This is a genomic window from Aquibium sp. A9E412 (assembly GCF_030398335.1).
Lineage (GTDB): Bacteria > Pseudomonadota > Alphaproteobacteria > Rhizobiales > Rhizobiaceae > A9E412.
In genome coordinates, this window is record NZ_JAOAOP010000082.1 from 1 (window position 1) to 14,800 (window position 14,800).

General features: G+C 71.6%; 18 protein-coding genes and 1 pseudogene. 11 read left to right on the forward strand and 8 right to left on the reverse strand.

Going from position 1 to position 14,800, the window contains the following annotated elements; all coding sequences use genetic code 11:
- The 6 genes from N1F89_RS18670 to infC all read right to left on the reverse strand — a co-directional run.
- Positions 1-821 (reverse strand): phenylalanine--tRNA ligase subunit beta (locus N1F89_RS18670; protein ID WP_290085929.1); only part of this gene is annotated, 821 nt, incomplete at its 3' end.
- Positions 822-825: 4 nt separating this feature from the next.
- On the reverse strand, positions 826-1,242 hold the full coding sequence (locus N1F89_RS18675; protein WP_290085930.1) for a GFA family protein: 417 nt from the start codon (positions 1,240-1,242) through the stop codon (positions 826-828).
- Positions 1,239-2,345, reverse strand: coding sequence for a phenylalanine--tRNA ligase subunit alpha (gene pheS, locus N1F89_RS18680; protein ID WP_290085931.1), 1,107 nt, complete (start codon positions 2,343-2,345; stop codon positions 1,239-1,241). Before pheS ends, N1F89_RS18675 begins: the two co-directional genes overlap by 4 nt.
- A 129-nt stretch (positions 2,346-2,474) precedes the next feature.
- Entirely contained in the window at positions 2,475-2,876 is a 402-nt protein-coding gene (gene rplT / locus N1F89_RS18685; RefSeq protein ID WP_290085932.1) for a 50S ribosomal protein L20, read from the reverse strand.
- Positions 2,877-2,921: 45 nt separating this feature from the next.
- Complete coding sequence (gene rpmI, locus N1F89_RS18690; RefSeq protein WP_290085934.1) at positions 2,922-3,122, reverse strand: 50S ribosomal protein L35; 201 nt, start codon at positions 3,120-3,122, stop codon at positions 2,922-2,924.
- Between the two features lie 359 nt (positions 3,123-3,481).
- Positions 3,482-4,018 (reverse strand): translation initiation factor IF-3, encoded by a 537-nt coding sequence (gene infC / locus N1F89_RS18695; protein WP_290085947.1) that lies wholly within the window; start codon positions 4,016-4,018, stop codon positions 3,482-3,484.
- A 249-nt stretch (positions 4,019-4,267) separates the two neighbouring features.
- Here infC and N1F89_RS18700 point away from each other — a divergent pair, with 249 nt between their 5' ends.
- From N1F89_RS18700 to N1F89_RS18745, 11 genes and pseudogenes are all read left to right on the forward strand, one after another.
- A complete protein-coding gene (locus N1F89_RS18700; protein ID WP_290085935.1) occupies positions 4,268-5,050 on the forward strand; it encodes an alpha/beta hydrolase in 783 nt (260 codons plus the stop codon).
- Between the two features lie 4 nt (positions 5,051-5,054).
- Positions 5,055-6,209 carry a benzoate/H(+) symporter BenE family transporter gene (locus tag N1F89_RS18705; RefSeq protein WP_290085936.1) on the forward strand — a complete coding sequence of 385 codons (1,155 nt, stop codon included), beginning with the start codon at positions 5,055-5,057 and terminating at the stop codon, positions 6,207-6,209.
- Positions 6,210-6,316: 107 nt separating this feature from the next.
- Positions 6,317-6,739, forward strand: coding sequence for a DUF2852 domain-containing protein (locus N1F89_RS18710; protein ID WP_290085937.1), 423 nt, complete (start codon positions 6,317-6,319; stop codon positions 6,737-6,739).
- 196 nt (positions 6,740-6,935) lie between these two features.
- Entirely contained in the window at positions 6,936-7,637 is a 702-nt protein-coding gene (locus N1F89_RS18715; RefSeq protein WP_290085948.1) for a SprT family zinc-dependent metalloprotease, read from the forward strand.
- A gap of 47 nt (positions 7,638-7,684) precedes the next feature.
- On the forward strand, positions 7,685-8,344 hold the full coding sequence (locus tag N1F89_RS18720) for a phosphoribosylanthranilate isomerase (protein ID WP_290085938.1): 660 nt from the start codon (positions 7,685-7,687) through the stop codon (positions 8,342-8,344).
- Between the two features lie 108 nt (positions 8,345-8,452).
- Positions 8,453-9,673 (forward strand): tryptophan synthase subunit beta, encoded by a 1,221-nt coding sequence (trpB, locus tag N1F89_RS18725; RefSeq protein ID WP_290085939.1) that lies wholly within the window; start codon positions 8,453-8,455, stop codon positions 9,671-9,673.
- Between the two features lie 29 nt (positions 9,674-9,702).
- Positions 9,703-9,978: pseudogene (gene cutA / locus N1F89_RS20720) on the forward strand (divalent-cation tolerance protein CutA); the annotation flags it as partial.
- 84 nt (positions 9,979-10,062) lie between these two features.
- Positions 10,063-10,467, forward strand: coding sequence for a hypothetical protein (locus N1F89_RS20725; protein WP_354670338.1), 405 nt, complete (start codon positions 10,063-10,065; stop codon positions 10,465-10,467).
- Positions 10,464-11,303, forward strand: a complete 840-nt coding sequence (gene trpA / locus N1F89_RS18735; RefSeq protein ID WP_290085942.1) for a tryptophan synthase subunit alpha — start codon at positions 10,464-10,466, stop codon at positions 11,301-11,303. Before N1F89_RS20725 ends, trpA begins: the two co-directional genes overlap by 4 nt.
- Positions 11,304-11,341: 38 nt before the next feature.
- Positions 11,342-12,283 carry an acetyl-CoA carboxylase, carboxyltransferase subunit beta gene (gene accD, locus N1F89_RS18740; RefSeq protein ID WP_290085943.1) on the forward strand — a complete coding sequence of 314 codons (942 nt, stop codon included), beginning with the start codon at positions 11,342-11,344 and terminating at the stop codon, positions 12,281-12,283.
- 34 nt (positions 12,284-12,317) lie between these two features.
- Positions 12,318-13,655 carry a folylpolyglutamate synthase/dihydrofolate synthase family protein gene (locus tag N1F89_RS18745; protein WP_290085944.1) on the forward strand — a complete coding sequence of 446 codons (1,338 nt, stop codon included), beginning with the start codon at positions 12,318-12,320 and terminating at the stop codon, positions 13,653-13,655.
- Between the two features lie 239 nt (positions 13,656-13,894).
- Here N1F89_RS18745 and trxA read toward each other — a convergent pair whose 3' ends face one another.
- Positions 13,895-14,218: a thioredoxin gene (gene trxA, locus N1F89_RS18750; RefSeq protein WP_290085945.1), complete on the reverse strand. Its 324-nt coding sequence runs from the start codon at positions 14,216-14,218 to the stop codon at positions 13,895-13,897.
- Positions 14,219-14,308: 90 nt separating this feature from the next.
- Positions 14,309-14,800 (reverse strand): PD-(D/E)XK nuclease family protein (locus N1F89_RS18755; protein ID WP_290085946.1); only part of this gene is annotated, 492 nt, incomplete at its 5' end.

The window sequence follows — 14,800 nt, forward strand, 5'->3', positions numbered from 1 at the left end:
ACCTTGACCGCGTCGAACACGTGCAGCGGCCGGCCGCGGTCGAAGGTGATGTAGTTGGTGATGTCGACCAGCGCGTTGATCGGCCTCAGCCCGATGGCGAGCAGGCGCTGCTGCAGCCATTTCGGCGACGGCCCGTTGCTCACGCCGCGCACCAGGCGCAGTGCGAAGCCGCGGCACAGCGACGGCGTGTCGCCGAAGGCAAGCCGCACCTTGACCGGGCAGGCGCCGTCGCCGGCGACCGGCGCCACCGCGCCGCCCTTCAGCCGGCCGAGCCCGGCGGCGGCCAGGTCGCGGGCGATGCCGTGCACGCCGGTGCAGTCGGGCCGGTCGGGCGTCAGGCCGATCTCGATCACCGGATCGTCGAGCTTCGCCCAGGCGGCGTAGGAGGCGCCGACCGGCGCGTCCTGCGGCAGGTCGATGATGCCCTCGTGGTCGTCGGAGATCTGCAGCTCGCGCTCCGACAGCATCATGCCGCGGCTTTCCACGCCGCGGATCGCGCCGACCGCCAGCGTGATGTCGGTGCCGGGGATGTAGGTGCCGGGCGCGGCGAAGGCGCCGACGAGCCCGGCGCGCGCGTTGGGCGCGCCGCACACCACCTGCACGGGGCTGCCGTCGCCGGCATCGACCGTCAGCACCTTCAGCCGGTCGGCGTCGGGATGCTGCTCGGCGGTCAGCACGCGGGCGATGCGGAACGGCGCCAGGCCCGCCTTGTCGTCGACGGCCTCGACCTCGAGGCCGATCATCGTCAGCCGCTCGACGATCTCCTCGAGCGTAGCCTCGGTCTCCAGGTGGTCCTTGAGCCAGGAAAGGGTGAATTTCATCTCGTCAATCCGTCTGCGGGCGGGGGACGCTGTGGCCGAGCTCGCGCGGCAGGCCGTCGGGCATGTGCACGAAGGGGAGCTGCTCGCGCACGAAAGCGTGCACGCTCGGCCGGTACTGGCCCGGCGCGTCCATCGCCCCGAGCATGAAGTAGACGGTGTCGGCCAGCCGCTCGTCGGTGTAGGCGATCGGCGTGCCGCAGGTGCCGCAGAAGCTGCGCGCCACCGGACCGTTGACGAAGCGGCGCAGCGCCTCGCCCTCGATCGTCACCGCAGCGGCGGGAAAGCCGACGAAGGCCGACACCGGCGCGCCCGTGGCGCGCCGGCAGTCGGCGCAGTGGCAGTAGCTGACATGGCCGGGCTCGCCGCGCGCCTCGAAGCGCACGGCGCCGCAGCGGCAGCCGCCGGTGTGGGTGTCGGTCATGTGCTCAGCCCTCCGAACAGCGTCGGCATGTCGAGCGGGCGGAAGCCGTAATGCGCCAGCCAGCGCACGTCGGCGTCGAAGAAGGCGCGCAGGTCCGGCATGCCGTATTTCAGCATGGCCAGGCGGTCGATGCCCATGCCCCAGGCGAAGCCCTGGTAGACGTCGGGGTCGAGCCCGCCGAAGCGCAGCACGTTGGGATGCACCATGCCGCAGCCGAGGATCTCCATCCAGTCGGAGCCCTCGCCGAAGCGCACCTCGCCGGGCCGGGAGCGGTCGCACTGGATGTCGACCTCCAGGCTCGGCTCGGTGAAGGGGAAGAAGCTCGGCCGGAAGCGCATGGTGACCTGCGGCACCTCGAAGAAGGCCTTGCAGAACTCCTCCAGCACCCACTTCATGTTGGCCACCGTCGCCGTGCGGTCGATCACCAGCCCCTCGAGCTGGTGGAACATCGGCGAGTGGGTGGCGTCGGAATCCTGCCGGTAGGTCTTGCCGGGGATGACGATGCGGATCGGCGGCTCCTGCGCCTCCATGGTGCGGATCTGCACCGGCGATGTGTGCGTGCGCAGCAGCTTGCGCTCGCCGGTCGCGTCGGCCGGGAAGAAGAAGGTGTCGTGCATCTCGCGCGCCGGATGGCCGACGGGGAAGTTGAGCGCGGTGAAGTTGTAGTGGTCGGTCTCGATGTCCGGCCCCTCGGCGATGGCGAAGCCGAGGTCGCCGAAGATCGCCGAGATCTCGTCGATCACCTGGCTGATCGGGTGGATGCGGCCGCGCTCGGCCGGCGACTGGCGCACCGGCAGCGTGACGTCGACCGTCTCGGCGGCGAGCCGCGCGGCGACCGCCTCGCCATGCAGCGCCGCGCGGCGCGCGGCGATCGCCTCGCCGACGCGCTCCTTCAGCCCGTTGATCGCCGGGCCCATGACGCGGCGCTCGTCGGGCGTCATCGCGCCGAGCGTCTTCAGCTTCTGCGACACCGAGCCCTTCTTGCCGAGCGCGGCGACGCGCACCGCTTCCAGCGCCTGCTCGTCGCCGGCCGCCGCGATCTCGCCCATCACCGTGCGCTCCAGCGCCTCGAGCTCGCCCGTGGCGTCGCTGTCTGCTGCCATCTGTTCCATCTCTCGGTCCGCTCCTTCGGCCGCCCCTTTCAAGCGCCGGGCCGGCTCCATGACAAGACAAAACCCGCGCCGGCCCTGCCAGCGCGGGTTTCCCATAAGCTCTCGGGGAAAGCGCCGGCTTTAGGCGACGGCGCTCTCAAACGCGTTCGGCGTGGTGTCCTTGAGGTAGCTCAGGCCTTCCTTGGCCTTGCCGACGAGCGCGGCGAACGCCTCGGGCTCGTGCACGGCCATGTCGGCGAGCACCTTGCGGTCGATCTCGATGCCGGCCTTGTTCAGCCCGTCGACGAAGCGGCCGTAGCTCAGGCCGTGCTCGCGGGCGGCGGCGTTGATGCGCTGGATCCACAGCGCGCGGAAATTGCGCTTGCGGTTCTTGCGGTCGCGGTAGGCATACTGCAGCGACTTCTCGACCGCCTGCTTGGCGATGCGGATGGTGTTCTTGCGGCGGCCGTAGAAGCCCTTGGCGGACTTCAGGACCTTCTTGTGCTTGGCGTGGGTGGTGACGCCCCGTTTGACGCGGGCCATGATCGTGTCTCCTTGAGAAAGTCTGTCCGGTGCGGCGGCGCTTCGTCAGAAGCTGTAGGGCATGAACTTCTTCACGATCTTGGTATCGGGATCGGAAAGAACCATCGTGCCGCGCGCGTCGCGGATGAACTTGTTCGAGCGCTTGATCATGCCGTGGCGCTTGCCGGCGGCGGCGACCTTCACCTTGCCGGTCGCGGTGACCTTGAACCGTTTCTTGGCCGAGGCCTTGGTCTTCATCTTGGGCATTTGGCTACTCCTTGTTGGGCGCGCATGCGCCTCTTGTCGTTGGGTCCGGGGCGACCAGGCCCGGGACAGCACGTCAAAAACCGCCGCGGCATGCCCCGCCGGGCGGTTCGGGAACGCGGCCTTATAGCGGCGCGCGCGGCAAAGCGCAACACGGCGCACGCGACGCCGGGGCGCCTCCGCAGCGGCCGCTTCGCCGCCGGCCTGCGGCAAAAAGATCGGGCCGGTCGCGCGACCGGCCCTGTCGTCGTGTCATCGCAGATGCGCGCGGCAGCGCGCGCCTGGCAGATGCGCGCGGTGGCGCGCGCCTGGCAGATGCGCGCGGTGGCGCGCGCCTGGCAGATGCGCGCGGTGGCGCGCGCCTATTTGGGGGCCAGCACCATCATCATCTGGCGGCCCTCGAGCTTCGGCTCGGCCTCCACCTTGGCGATCGGCTCGACCTCCTCGCGCACGCGGTTGAGAAGCTGCATGCCGAGCTCCATGTGCGCCATCTCGCGACCGCGGAAGCGCAGCGTCAGCTTGACCTTGTCGCCCTCCTCGAAGAACCGGCGCACCGCCTTCATCTTCACCTCGTAGTCGTGGGTGTCGATGTTGGGACGCATCTTGATCTCCTTGATCTCGATGGTCTTCTGCTTCTTGCGGGCTTCCGATGCCTTCTTCTGGCTCTGGTACTTCAGCCTGCCGAGGTCGGTGATCTTGCACACCGGCGGGTTGGCGTTGGCGGCCACCTCGACCAGATCGAGCCCGGCCTCCTGCGCGATCTCGAGCGCTTCCTGGGTGGGGATGATTCCGCGGTTGTTGCCCTCGTCGTCGATGAGCTGGACGCGGGGAACCCGGATCTCCTGGTTAGCGCGGGGGCCCTCCTTGACGGGCGGCGGCGCTTTGAACGGTCTGCGAATGGTTGCGGTCTCCTCGGTTGTTGATACGTGCCGGTCGGCAATGCCTTTGCGCCTGGTCGGCGCCGTCGCGCGACGGCCGCGGCAGCACGCCGGCTGTTTCACAGGCTATGTCGCGACGGCCTTCCTGCCTGTCAATAGCATACCGGAGCGAAAGAATCACGCGGGACGTTGCGCTTGCCGGCGGTTTCGGCGTCTTTCGCGCCGCGCTCGCGCATGGCAAAAGGCGCAGGCAGCACGAGGGGAGCGCGCATGGCGGACACCACAGCAACCGCGACCACCATCGACGTCGACGGCCGGCCGATCGCCGTGCGGCACCGGCCCGGCCGGGCGCCGGGCGTGGTCTGGCTCGGCGGCTACCGGTCCGACATGCTGGGCACCAAGGCCGAGGCGATCGATGCCTGGGCGGCCGAGACGTGCCGTGCCTCGACGCGGCACGACTATTCCGGCCACGGCGAATCCGGCGGCCGCTTCGTCGACGGCACGATCTCGCGCTGGCTGGCCGAGAGCCTGGCGGTGTTCCGCCGCTTCACGCACGGTCCGCAGATCCTCGTCGGCTCGTCGATGGGGGCGTGGATCGCGCTGCGCATGGTGCAGGAGCTGCGCCGCGCCGGCGAAGGCGACCGGCTCGCCGGCCTGCTGCTTCTCGCCCCGGCGCCCGACTTCACGGTCGAGCTGATGGAGCCGCAGCTCACCGCGGAGCAGAAGGCGGCGCTGCAGCGCGACGGCCGGTTCGAGGAGGTCTCGGAGTATTCGCCCGAGCCCAACGTCTACACCCGCGCGCTGTTCGAGGACGGGCGCGCCAACCGCGTGCTCGACGGCATCATCGACACCCACTGCCCGGTGCACATCCTGCAGGGCATGGCCGACCCCGACGTGCCGCACACGCATGCCATGCGCTTGGTCGAGCACCTGCCGGCCGACGACGTGACGCTGTCGCTGATCCGCGACGGCGACCACCGGCTGTCGCGGCCGCAGGACATCGCCATGATCCTGCGCTCGCTCGAGGGGCTGGTCGAAGGCGCCGGAGGCTGAGGCCGTGCGGCCCTCGATCCCCGCCTCCGCGCTGGTCGCGGCCATCGTCGGCTTCGGCGGCACGCTGGCGCTCATCATCGCGGCGGCCGAGGCGCTCGGCGCGAGCCGGGCCGAGACGGCGAGCTGGGTCACCGCCATGTGCCTGGCGCTGGCGGTGGAGACGGCGTATCTGTCGTGGCGCTACCGCATGCCGGTCGTCACCGCCTGGTCGACGCCGGGCGCCGCGCTGATCGCCGCCAGCGCCGGCTACACGATGGCCGACGCCGTCGGCGCCTTCGTCCTGGTCGCGCTGATGCTGATCGTCACCGGGCTGGTCCGGCCGCTCACCCGGCTGGTCTCGCGCATCCCAGCCTCGGTCGCCTCGGGCATGCTGGCCGGCATCGTCGTCACCTTCGTGGTGGGCGCGGCCGAGACGCTGACGCGCGACGCCTCTCTGGTCGGGCCGCTCATGGCCGCCTTCTTCCTCGTCCGGCTGGCGAGCCCGGCGATGGCGGTGCTCGTCGTGCTGGTCGGCGGCGTGGCGCTCGCCGTGGGGCTCGGCCGGGTCGAGACGCTGCCCGGCCCGGCGCTGTCGACGCTCACCGTCACCTGGCCGGCCTTCTCGCTTGCCGGCGCCATCGGCCTGGCGCTGCCGCTCTACCTCGTCACCATGGCCTCGCAGAACCTGTCGGGCCTGGCCGTGCTGCGCGCGGCCGGCTACCAGCCGCCGGCCGGGCCGCTCATCGCCACGACCGGGCTCGTCTCGCTCCTCACCGCGCCGTTCAACGCGCTGACCACCAACCTGGCGGCGATCTCGGCCGCCATCTGCACCGGGCCGGACGTGCATCCCGATCCCGGCCGGCGCTGGCTCACCGGTCCGTTCTATGCGCTGTTCTATCTGATCTTCGCCGCCTTCGGCGCCTCGCTGGTGGCGCTGTTCGCGGTGCTGCCGCCGAGCCTGATCGTGCTCGTCGCCGGCCTCGGGCTGCTCACGCCGCTGGCCGGCGCGCTGACCAGCGCCATGCACGTCGCCGACGAGCGCATCGCCGCGACGGTCGCCTTCGCGGTCACCGCCTCCGACCTGGCGCTCGCCGGCATCGGCTCCGCCTTCTGGGGACTGGCCGCCGGCCTGGTCGTCATCGGGCTCGATCGCGTACGAAAAACAGCAACCGGATCATAGGCTTGGCCAAAACCGGCCGAAACCGACTTGAATCGCCATTTTTGCCCCACCATGTCAATCCCATGCAACCGCCGGGGTTGCCACCAATCGACAAGGAACGGACGACGATGACCAATTCTGCCCTGATCCGTCCCGCCTGGACGCCTGCGACCATCGCCCTGATGGTGATCGGCTTCATGGTGTTCTGGCCGCTCGGCCTGGCCATGCTCGCCTACATCCTGTGGGGCGACCGGCTCGGCGAGTTCAAGCGGGACGTCAACCGCGCCACCGACGGCATGTTCGCCGGCTGCCGCCGCGCCGCGCGCGGCCATGCGCCGACCGGCAACGTGGCCTTCGACGACTGGCGCGAGAAGGAGCTCGAGCGCCTCGCCGAGGAGCGCCGCAAGCTCGACGAGATGCGCAGCGAGTTCGACGAGTATGTCCGCGAGCTGCGCCGCGCCAAGGACCAGCAGGAGTTCGACCGCTTCATGGCCGAGCGCGACGCCAAGCGCTCGCGCACCGTGCCCGAGGTCAACGGCGACGAAGCCTGACGGAGGGCGGGGCGCCAGCGCCCCGCCACCGGCACCTGCCCCTCTTCCCTGCCCCGACGACCGGCGGCGCCCCATCGCGGGGCGCCGCTTTTTTCGTGCGGCGCGCGGCCGGTGCGAATCGGCTAGTCTGCGCGTCATGATTGCCCGCCTGCTGCGCACCCGGCCCAAGCCCGCCGAGCCCGCCCCGCCGCGCGCCATGCGCCTGGAGGTCGCCGGTCGCGCGGTGACGCTGTCGGTGGTGGAGAATGCGCGCGCCCGACGCATGACGCTGCGCATCGGCGCCGGCGGCCGGCGCATCGGCGTCACCGTGCCGCCGGGCACCGACCCGCGCGCCGTCGAGCGCTTCGTGGCGCGCCACCATGGCTGGCTCGAAGAGCGTCTCGCCCGGCTGCCCGACCGGCCGCAGGTCCGCCCCGGCGTCAAGATCCCGCTGCGCGGCGTGCCGCATCTCGTCGTCCACGAGCCCGAGCGGCGCGGCGCGGCCGTTGCTGAGACGCGCGACGGTGTCGCCGTGCTCGCCGTCGGCGGCGACCGCCGGCATCTGCCGCGGCGCATCGCCGATCTCCTCAAGCGCGCCGCCAAGGCCGACATCGAGCGGCTGGTCGCCGGCCACGCCGCCACCGTCGGCCGCCGCGTGCGGGCGATCCGCTACCGCGACACGTCGAGCCGCTGGGGCTCGTGCACCGCCGACGGCACGCTGTCCTTCTCCTGGCGCATCATGATGGCGCCGCCGGTGGTCATCGACTACCTGGTGGCGCACGAGGTGGCGCATCTTGAGGAGATGAACCACGGGCCGCGCTTCTGGGCGCTGTGCCGCACGCTGTGCCCGCGCACGGACGAGGCGAAGGCCTGGCTCAAGCGCAACGGCGACGCGCTGCAGGCGATCGCCTTCGACTGAACCCGGCCGGCCTCGACTCCGCCGCGGTTTCGTGGCACTTCCGCGCCATGCGCCTCGACATCAAGATCTGCGGCCTGAAGACGCCCGACGCGCTCGCCGCCGCGCTCGACGCGGGCGCGAGCCATGTCGGCTTCATCTTCTTCGCCAGGAGCCCGCGCCACGTCACGCCGGAACAGGCTGGCCGGCTGCGCGCGGCCGCGCGCGGCCGCGCGCGGGCCGTCGCCGTCACGGTCGACGCCGACGACGCCGCGCTCGACGCGATCGTTCGACAGATGGCGCCCGACATGCTGCAGCTTCACGGCCGCGAGACGCCCGAGCGCGTCGCCGCCGTGCGGGCGCGCTACGGCCTGCCGGTGATGAAGGCGCTCGCCGTGCGCGAGGCGGCCGATCTGGAGCGCGCCGCCGCCTATCGCGGGGTCGCCGAGCGCATGCTGTTCGACGCCAAGGCGCCGGCCGGCTCGGCGCTGCCGGGCGGCAACGGCGTCGCCTTCGACTGGTCGCTGCTGGCCGCCTTGCCGCCGGACGCCGACTATCTCCTGTCGGGCGGCCTCGACGCGGCCAACGTGGCCGAGGCGCTGGCCACCGCGCGGCCGTCCGGCCTCGACGTGTCGTCGGGCGTCGAGCGGGCGCCGGGCGACAAGGACCCGGCGCTGATCGGCCGCTTCTTCGAGGCGGTGCGCGAGGCGGCCGCCCGCAGCGCCGCCTGACATCGTGCCGCCGGTCGTTTGCATCGCGCCGTCATTCGGCCTAATCCTCCGCGGCGCGCGCACGGGCCGCCCGGCCGCCGCGGCGGCCAACCGCATCGGGAGACCATGATGAGCCATCCTGCGACGCCCAACTCGTTCCGCACCGGCCCGGACGAGGCCGGCATGTTCGGCATCTTCGGCGGCCGCTTCGTGGCCGAGACGCTGATGCCGCTGATCCTCCACCTCGAGCGCGAGTGGAACGCCGCCAAGTCCGATCCCGCCTTCAAGGACGAGCTCGACCGGCTCAACGCGCACTACACGGGCCGGCCGTCGCCGCTCTATTTCGCCGAGCGGCTGACCGAGCATCTCGGCGGCGCGAAGATCTATTTCAAGCGCGACGAGCTCAACCACACCGGCTCGCACAAGATCAACAACTGCCTCGGCCAGATCCTGCTCGCCCGGCGCATGGGCAAGACGCGCATCATCGCCGAGACCGGCGCCGGCCAGCACGGCGTCGCCTCGGCCACGGTGGCGGCGCGCTTCGGCCTGCCCTGTGTCGTCTACATGGGGGCGACCGACGTCGAGCGGCAGGCGCCCAACGTCTTCCGCATGCGCCTGCTCGGCGCCGAGGTGAAGCCGGTGACGGCCGGCCACGGCACGCTCAAGGACGCCATGAACGAGGCGCTGCGCGACTGGGTGACCAATGTCGAGGACACCTATTACCTGATCGGCACCGCCGCCGGCCCGCACCCCTATCCCGAGCTGGTGCGCGACTTCCAGTCGGTAATCGGCCGCGAGACGCGCGAGCAGGTGCTCGCCGCCGAGGGCCGGCTGCCCGACATGCTGGTCGCCGCCGTCGGCGGCGGCTCCAACGCGATCGGCCTGTTCCACCCCTTCCTCGACGACAAGGACGTGGCGATGGTCGGCGTGGAGGCCGGCGGCAAGGGCCTGTCGGGCGAGGAGCACTGCGCCTCGCTGACGGCCGGCCGGCCCGGCGTGCTGCACGGCAACCGCACCTATCTGCTGCAGAGCGAGGACGGCCAGATCAAGGACGGCCACTCGATCTCGGCCGGGCTCGACTATCCCGGCATCGGCCCGGAGCATTCCTGGCTCAAGGAGGCGGGCCGCGTCGACTACGTGCCGATCATGGACGACGAGGCGATCGAGGCCTTCCAGCTGCTGACCTGCCTGGAGGGCATCATCCCCGCCCTCGAGCCGGCCCATGCGCTGGCCGAGGTGGTCAAGCGGGCGCCGAAGATGGGCCGCGACCAGGTCATCGTGATGAACCTGTGCGGCCGCGGCGACAAGGACGTCTTCGCCGTCGCCAAGCGGCTCGGCATGGACATCTGACGGCGGTGACGGCGGCGCGCTTCATCGACATGTGGGTGAACTGCCCCGACCGGGCGACGGCCGAGGCGATCGCCGCGCGCGCCATCGCCGACCGGCTCGCCGCCTGCGCCAACGTGCTGCCACCGATCGCCAGCCTCTACCACTGGAAGGGCAAGGTGGAGGCCGACGAGGAGGTGCCGCTGATCCTCAAGACGCAGGCGGTGCTGTTCCGGCCGCTTTGCGCGCTGGTGCGCGCGCTGCATCCCTTCGAGACGCCGAGCATCGTCGCCACGCCGCTGCCGCAGCTCGACGCCGACTATGCCGCCTGGCTCGCCGCCGAGACCGCGCCGGCCGCACCCGCGGTCGCCGGACCCGACGCCTACCGGCCGCGCCGCGCCCGCTTCCACGGCATGGCCGCCTGCGGCGCGCTGCCGGTCAAGCTCGCCACGGTCGAGGCCGACGGCGCGGCCGTGACGCCCGACGACGTGGCGGCGGCCGAGCGCACCATCGCCGCGGCCGCCGAGGCGGTGGCCGGCACCGACCACCGCGGCGCCGGCTTCGCCGTGCTGCACGCCGGCGAGGAGGGGCTGTGGCTGCTGCTGCACTGGTGGCTCGGCGGCGGCATCCTGGCGCACCGCGTGTGGCGCGCCGCCGCATCCGGCGCCGCCTTCGCCGAGGCCGACCGGCAGCTCGTCGCCTGCGTGTGGGAGCTCGGCGTCATCGAGTTCGAGCGCCGCGCCTGGATGGCGACCGCCATGGCCGGCGGCGCCGTCACCGACTATCTGGCCAGGACATTTCCCGAGGGGCACGTATGACCACCCGCATCGACCGCCGTTTCGCCGCGCTCAGGGCCGAGGGCCGGCCGGCGCTGATCACCTACGTCATGGGCGGCGATCCGGATTTCGACACCTCGCTGTCGATCCTCAAGGCGCTGCCGGCGGCCGGCAGCGACGTCATCGAGCTCGGCATGCCGTTCTCCGACCCGATGGCCGACGGCCCGGCCATCCAGGCGGCCGGCCTGCGCGCGCTGAAGGGCGGCCAGACGCTGGCCCGCACGCTGGAGCTGGCGCGCGCCTTCCGCGCCGGCGACGACGACACGCCGATCGTCATGATGGGCTACTACAACCCGATCTACATCTATGGCGTCGAGCGCTTCCTCACCGATGCGCGGGCGGCCGGCATCGACGGGCTGATCGTCGTCGACCTGCCGCCGGAGATGGACGCCGAGCTGTGCCTGCCCGCCATGCGGGCCGGGCTCAACTTCATCCGGCTGGCCACGCCGACGACCGACGACCGGCGCTTGCCCAAGGTGCTCGAGAACACCTCCGGCTTCGTCTACTACGTGTCGATGACCGGCATCACCGGCTCGGCGCTGCCCGACACCAGCCGCGTCGGCGCGGCGGTGGAACGCATCAAGGGCCACACCGACCTGCCGGTCTGCGTCGGCTTCGGCGTCAAGACGCGCCAGCAGGCCGAGGCGATCGGACGGGCCGCCGACGGCGTGGTGGTCGGCACCGCGATCGTCAACGCGGTGGCCAACGTTCTGGGCGAGGACGGCCGGCCGACGGCCGATCCCGCCGAGGCCGTCGCCACCCTGGTTTCGGGGCTTGCGGCAGGCGTGCGCGACGCGCGGCTTGCCAGCACGGCCTGACGTCCCCACATCTTCGCCAGCAAAGGAAGGGTCCCGCGATGAACTGGATCACCAGCTATGTCCGGCCGAAGATCAACTCGATGTTCGGCCGCCGCGAGATGCCGGAGAACCTCTGGATCAAATGTCCGGAGACCGGCGAGATGGTGTTCCACAAGGACCTCGAGGAGAACCAGTGGGTGATCCCGAGCTCCGGGCACCACATGCGCATCGCCGGGCGTGACCGGCTGCGCGGCTTCTTCGACGACGGCGTCTACGAGACGCTGGAAAATCCCAAGGTGGCGACCGACCCGCTGCGCTTCCGCGACGAGAAGCGCTACACCGACCGGCTGCGCGACGCCAAGTCGAAGACGGGGCTCGAGGACGCGATCATCAACGCCGTCGGCCGCGTCGAGGGCGTCGAGCTGATGGCGACGGTGCAGGATTTCGCCTTCATGGGCGGGTCGCTCGGCATGGCCGCCGGCGAGGCCATCGTGCGCGGCTTCGAGGCGGCGGTCGAGCGCCGCCTGCCGCTGGTGCTGTTCGCCGCCTCCGGCGGCGCGCGCATGCAGGAGGGCACGCTGTCGCTGATGCAGCTTCCGCGCACCACGGTGGCGGTCGACCGGCTGAAGGAGGCGGGCCTGCCCTACATCGTCGTGCTGACCAACCCGACGACCGGCGGCGTCACCGCCTCCTATGCCATGCTGGGCGACGTGCACATCGCCGAGCCGGGGGCGCTGATCGGCTTCGCCGGGCCGCGCGTCATCGAGCAGACGATCCGCGAGAAGCTGCCCGAGGGCTTCCAGCGCGCCGAGTATCTCAAGGAGCACGGCATGGTCGACATGGTCGTGTCGCGGCTCGAGATGAAGGCAACGGTGGCCCGCCTGGTCAAGCTGATGCTCAAGCTGCCGGCCGAGGGCGAGGCGCCCGAGCCCGAGCAGCCGGAGCTGCCCGAACTGCTGGAGCCGGCCGAGCCGGCCGAAGAGCCGGCGCCGAAGGGCTGACCGCCGCGTCCCCGACCGAGAGCGAGAGAGCGACATGACCGCCCCGAGCACCGCGGCCGAGCGCGCCATCGCCCGGCTGCAGACCCTGCATCCCAAGGGCATCGACCTGTCGCTCGACCGCATCCGCTGGCTGCTCGCCGCGCTCGGCGACCCGCAGGACCGCCTGCCGCCGACGCTGCACATCGCCGGCACCAACGGCAAGGGCTCGGCCGCCGCCTTCGCCCGCGCGCTGATCGAGGCCGGCGGCCGCACGGTGCACGTGCACACCTCGCCGCATCTGGTGCGCTGGAACGAGCGCTACCGGCTCGGCGCGCCGGGCGGCGGCCGGCTGGTCGACGACGCGACGCTGGCCGAGGCCATCGAGCGCGTCGCGGCGGCCAATGCCGACCGACCCACGACGCTGTTCGAGCTCCTGACGGCGGTCACCTTCGTGCTGTTCTCCGAGCATCCGGCCGATGCGGCGATCGTCGAGGTCGGGCTCGGCGGCCGCTTCGACGCGACCAACGTGATCGCCAGGCCGGCCGCCACGCTGGTCATGCCGATCTCGCTCGACCACGAGGCCTATCTCGGCGACCGGGTCGAGCTGATCGCGGCCGAGAAGGCCGGCATCCTCAAGCCGGGCGTGCCGGCGGTGATCGGCCAGCAGGACTCCGACACCGCGCGCGCCGTGGTGATCGAGACGGCCGAGCGGCTCGGCTGCCCGCTCAGCGTCTACGGCGCGGACTTCCTCGCCTTCGAGGAGAACGGCCGCATGGTCTACCAGGACGAGGACGGCCTTTGCGACCTGACGCTGCCGCGCCTGCCCGGCCGCCACCAGGTGGCCAACGCCGCCGCGGCCATCGCCACGGTCAAGGCGGCCGGCTTTCCGGTCGGCCAGGCGGTGGCCGATGCCGCGATGGCCGCTGTCGCCTGGCCCGGCCGGTTGCAGCGGCTGACGGCCGGCCGGCTCGTCGGCCAGGCGCCGCAGGAGGCGGAGCTGTGGGTCGACGGCGGCCACAACCCCGGTGCGGGAACGGTGGTCGCCGAGGCGATGGCCGGGCTCGAGGAGCGCGTCGCCCGGCCGCTCTTCCTGATCGCCGGCATGCTCGACACCAAGAACCAGGTCGACTATTTCCGCGCCTTCGTCGGCATGGCGCGGCACGTCTACACCGTGCCGATCCGCAGCAGCGAGGCGGGCGTGCCGAACGCCGTCCTGGCCGCGCGCGCCATGGAGGCCGGGCTGTCGGCCGAGCCGGTCGATTCGATCGACAACGCGCTGGCGCTGCTGCGCGACGACCAGGAGCCGGGCGCGCCGGCACCGCGCATCCTGATCGCCGGCTCGCTCTATCTGGTCGGCGAGGCGCTGGTCGAGAACGGCACGCCGCCGGCATAAAGCGTTTGCAGGCGAAGTGGGCACCGGTTCACCGTCCGCAAACGCGTCAGGACAAGATTTGTGGCGTTTGCAGGCGAAGTGGGCACCGGTTCGCCGTCCGCAAACGCGTCGAAAGCCCCTGGAGCCGACCCGCGATCTCGCGACAAGACGAATGTCACGGCGCGGCATTGGCGGAACGCCGAAAAGAAAAAGCCCGGGCGCGCGGTCCGGGCTTTCGGTTTCGTGCGATCGGCAGCCGGTCAGGCGACGTTGCCGCTGATCCACGACGACAGCGCGGTCTTCGGCGCCGCGCCGATCTTCATGTCGGCGACCTCGCCGTTCTTGAACAGCAGCAGCGTCGGGATCGAGCGCACGCCGAACTGGGTGGCGAGCTCGGGGTTCTCGTCGATGTTGACCTTGGCGATCTTGACCTTGCCGTCCATCTCGCCGGCGATCTCCTCGAGCGCGGGCGCGATCATCTTGCAGGGGCCGCACCACTCGGCCCAGAAGTCGACGACCACCGGCTCGCTGGCCTGGAGCACGTCGGACTGGAAATTGCTGGCGTCTATGGTGACGGTGGCCATGTCAAACTCCTTTCGGGGATGGCGCGCGCATGCGCGGCATGTCGCTTCGGCATGTGGGGTTGCCGGCACGGGCGATCAAGCACCTGTTTGTCACGCCTTCGCGAGGCGGGCAAGCGCGGCGTCGAGCCGCTCGGCCGGCACCGCAATGAGCCGCGGCGCCTCGGTGAAGAGCAGCGCCGCCGCGACCTTGCGGCCGGGAAAGACGGGCGCCAGAAGCGCCGCGTAGAGGGCGAGCTGCGCGACATAGGCCTCCGGCACGGCGTCGAGCGTCTCGGGTGCCGGGCGGTTGGTCTTGTAGTCGACGATCGCCACCGTCGTCGCGCCGACCGCCAGCCGGTCGATGGTGCCCGACACCGCGCGCGGCCGGCCGCCGAGTTCCAACGTGCCCATCACCGGCACCTCAGCGCGCGAGCCGGGCGCGAACAGCGCGGCGAAGCGCTCGTCGTCGAGGATCGCGGCGACCGAGGCCCAGGCCTCGCCGCGCAGCGCCGCCGGCCAGTCGGCGCCGATGCGCGCCAGATAGGCCTCGGCGGCGGCCGCGCGCCGCTCGGCCGGCAGCGCCGGCAGCGTCTCCAGCATGCG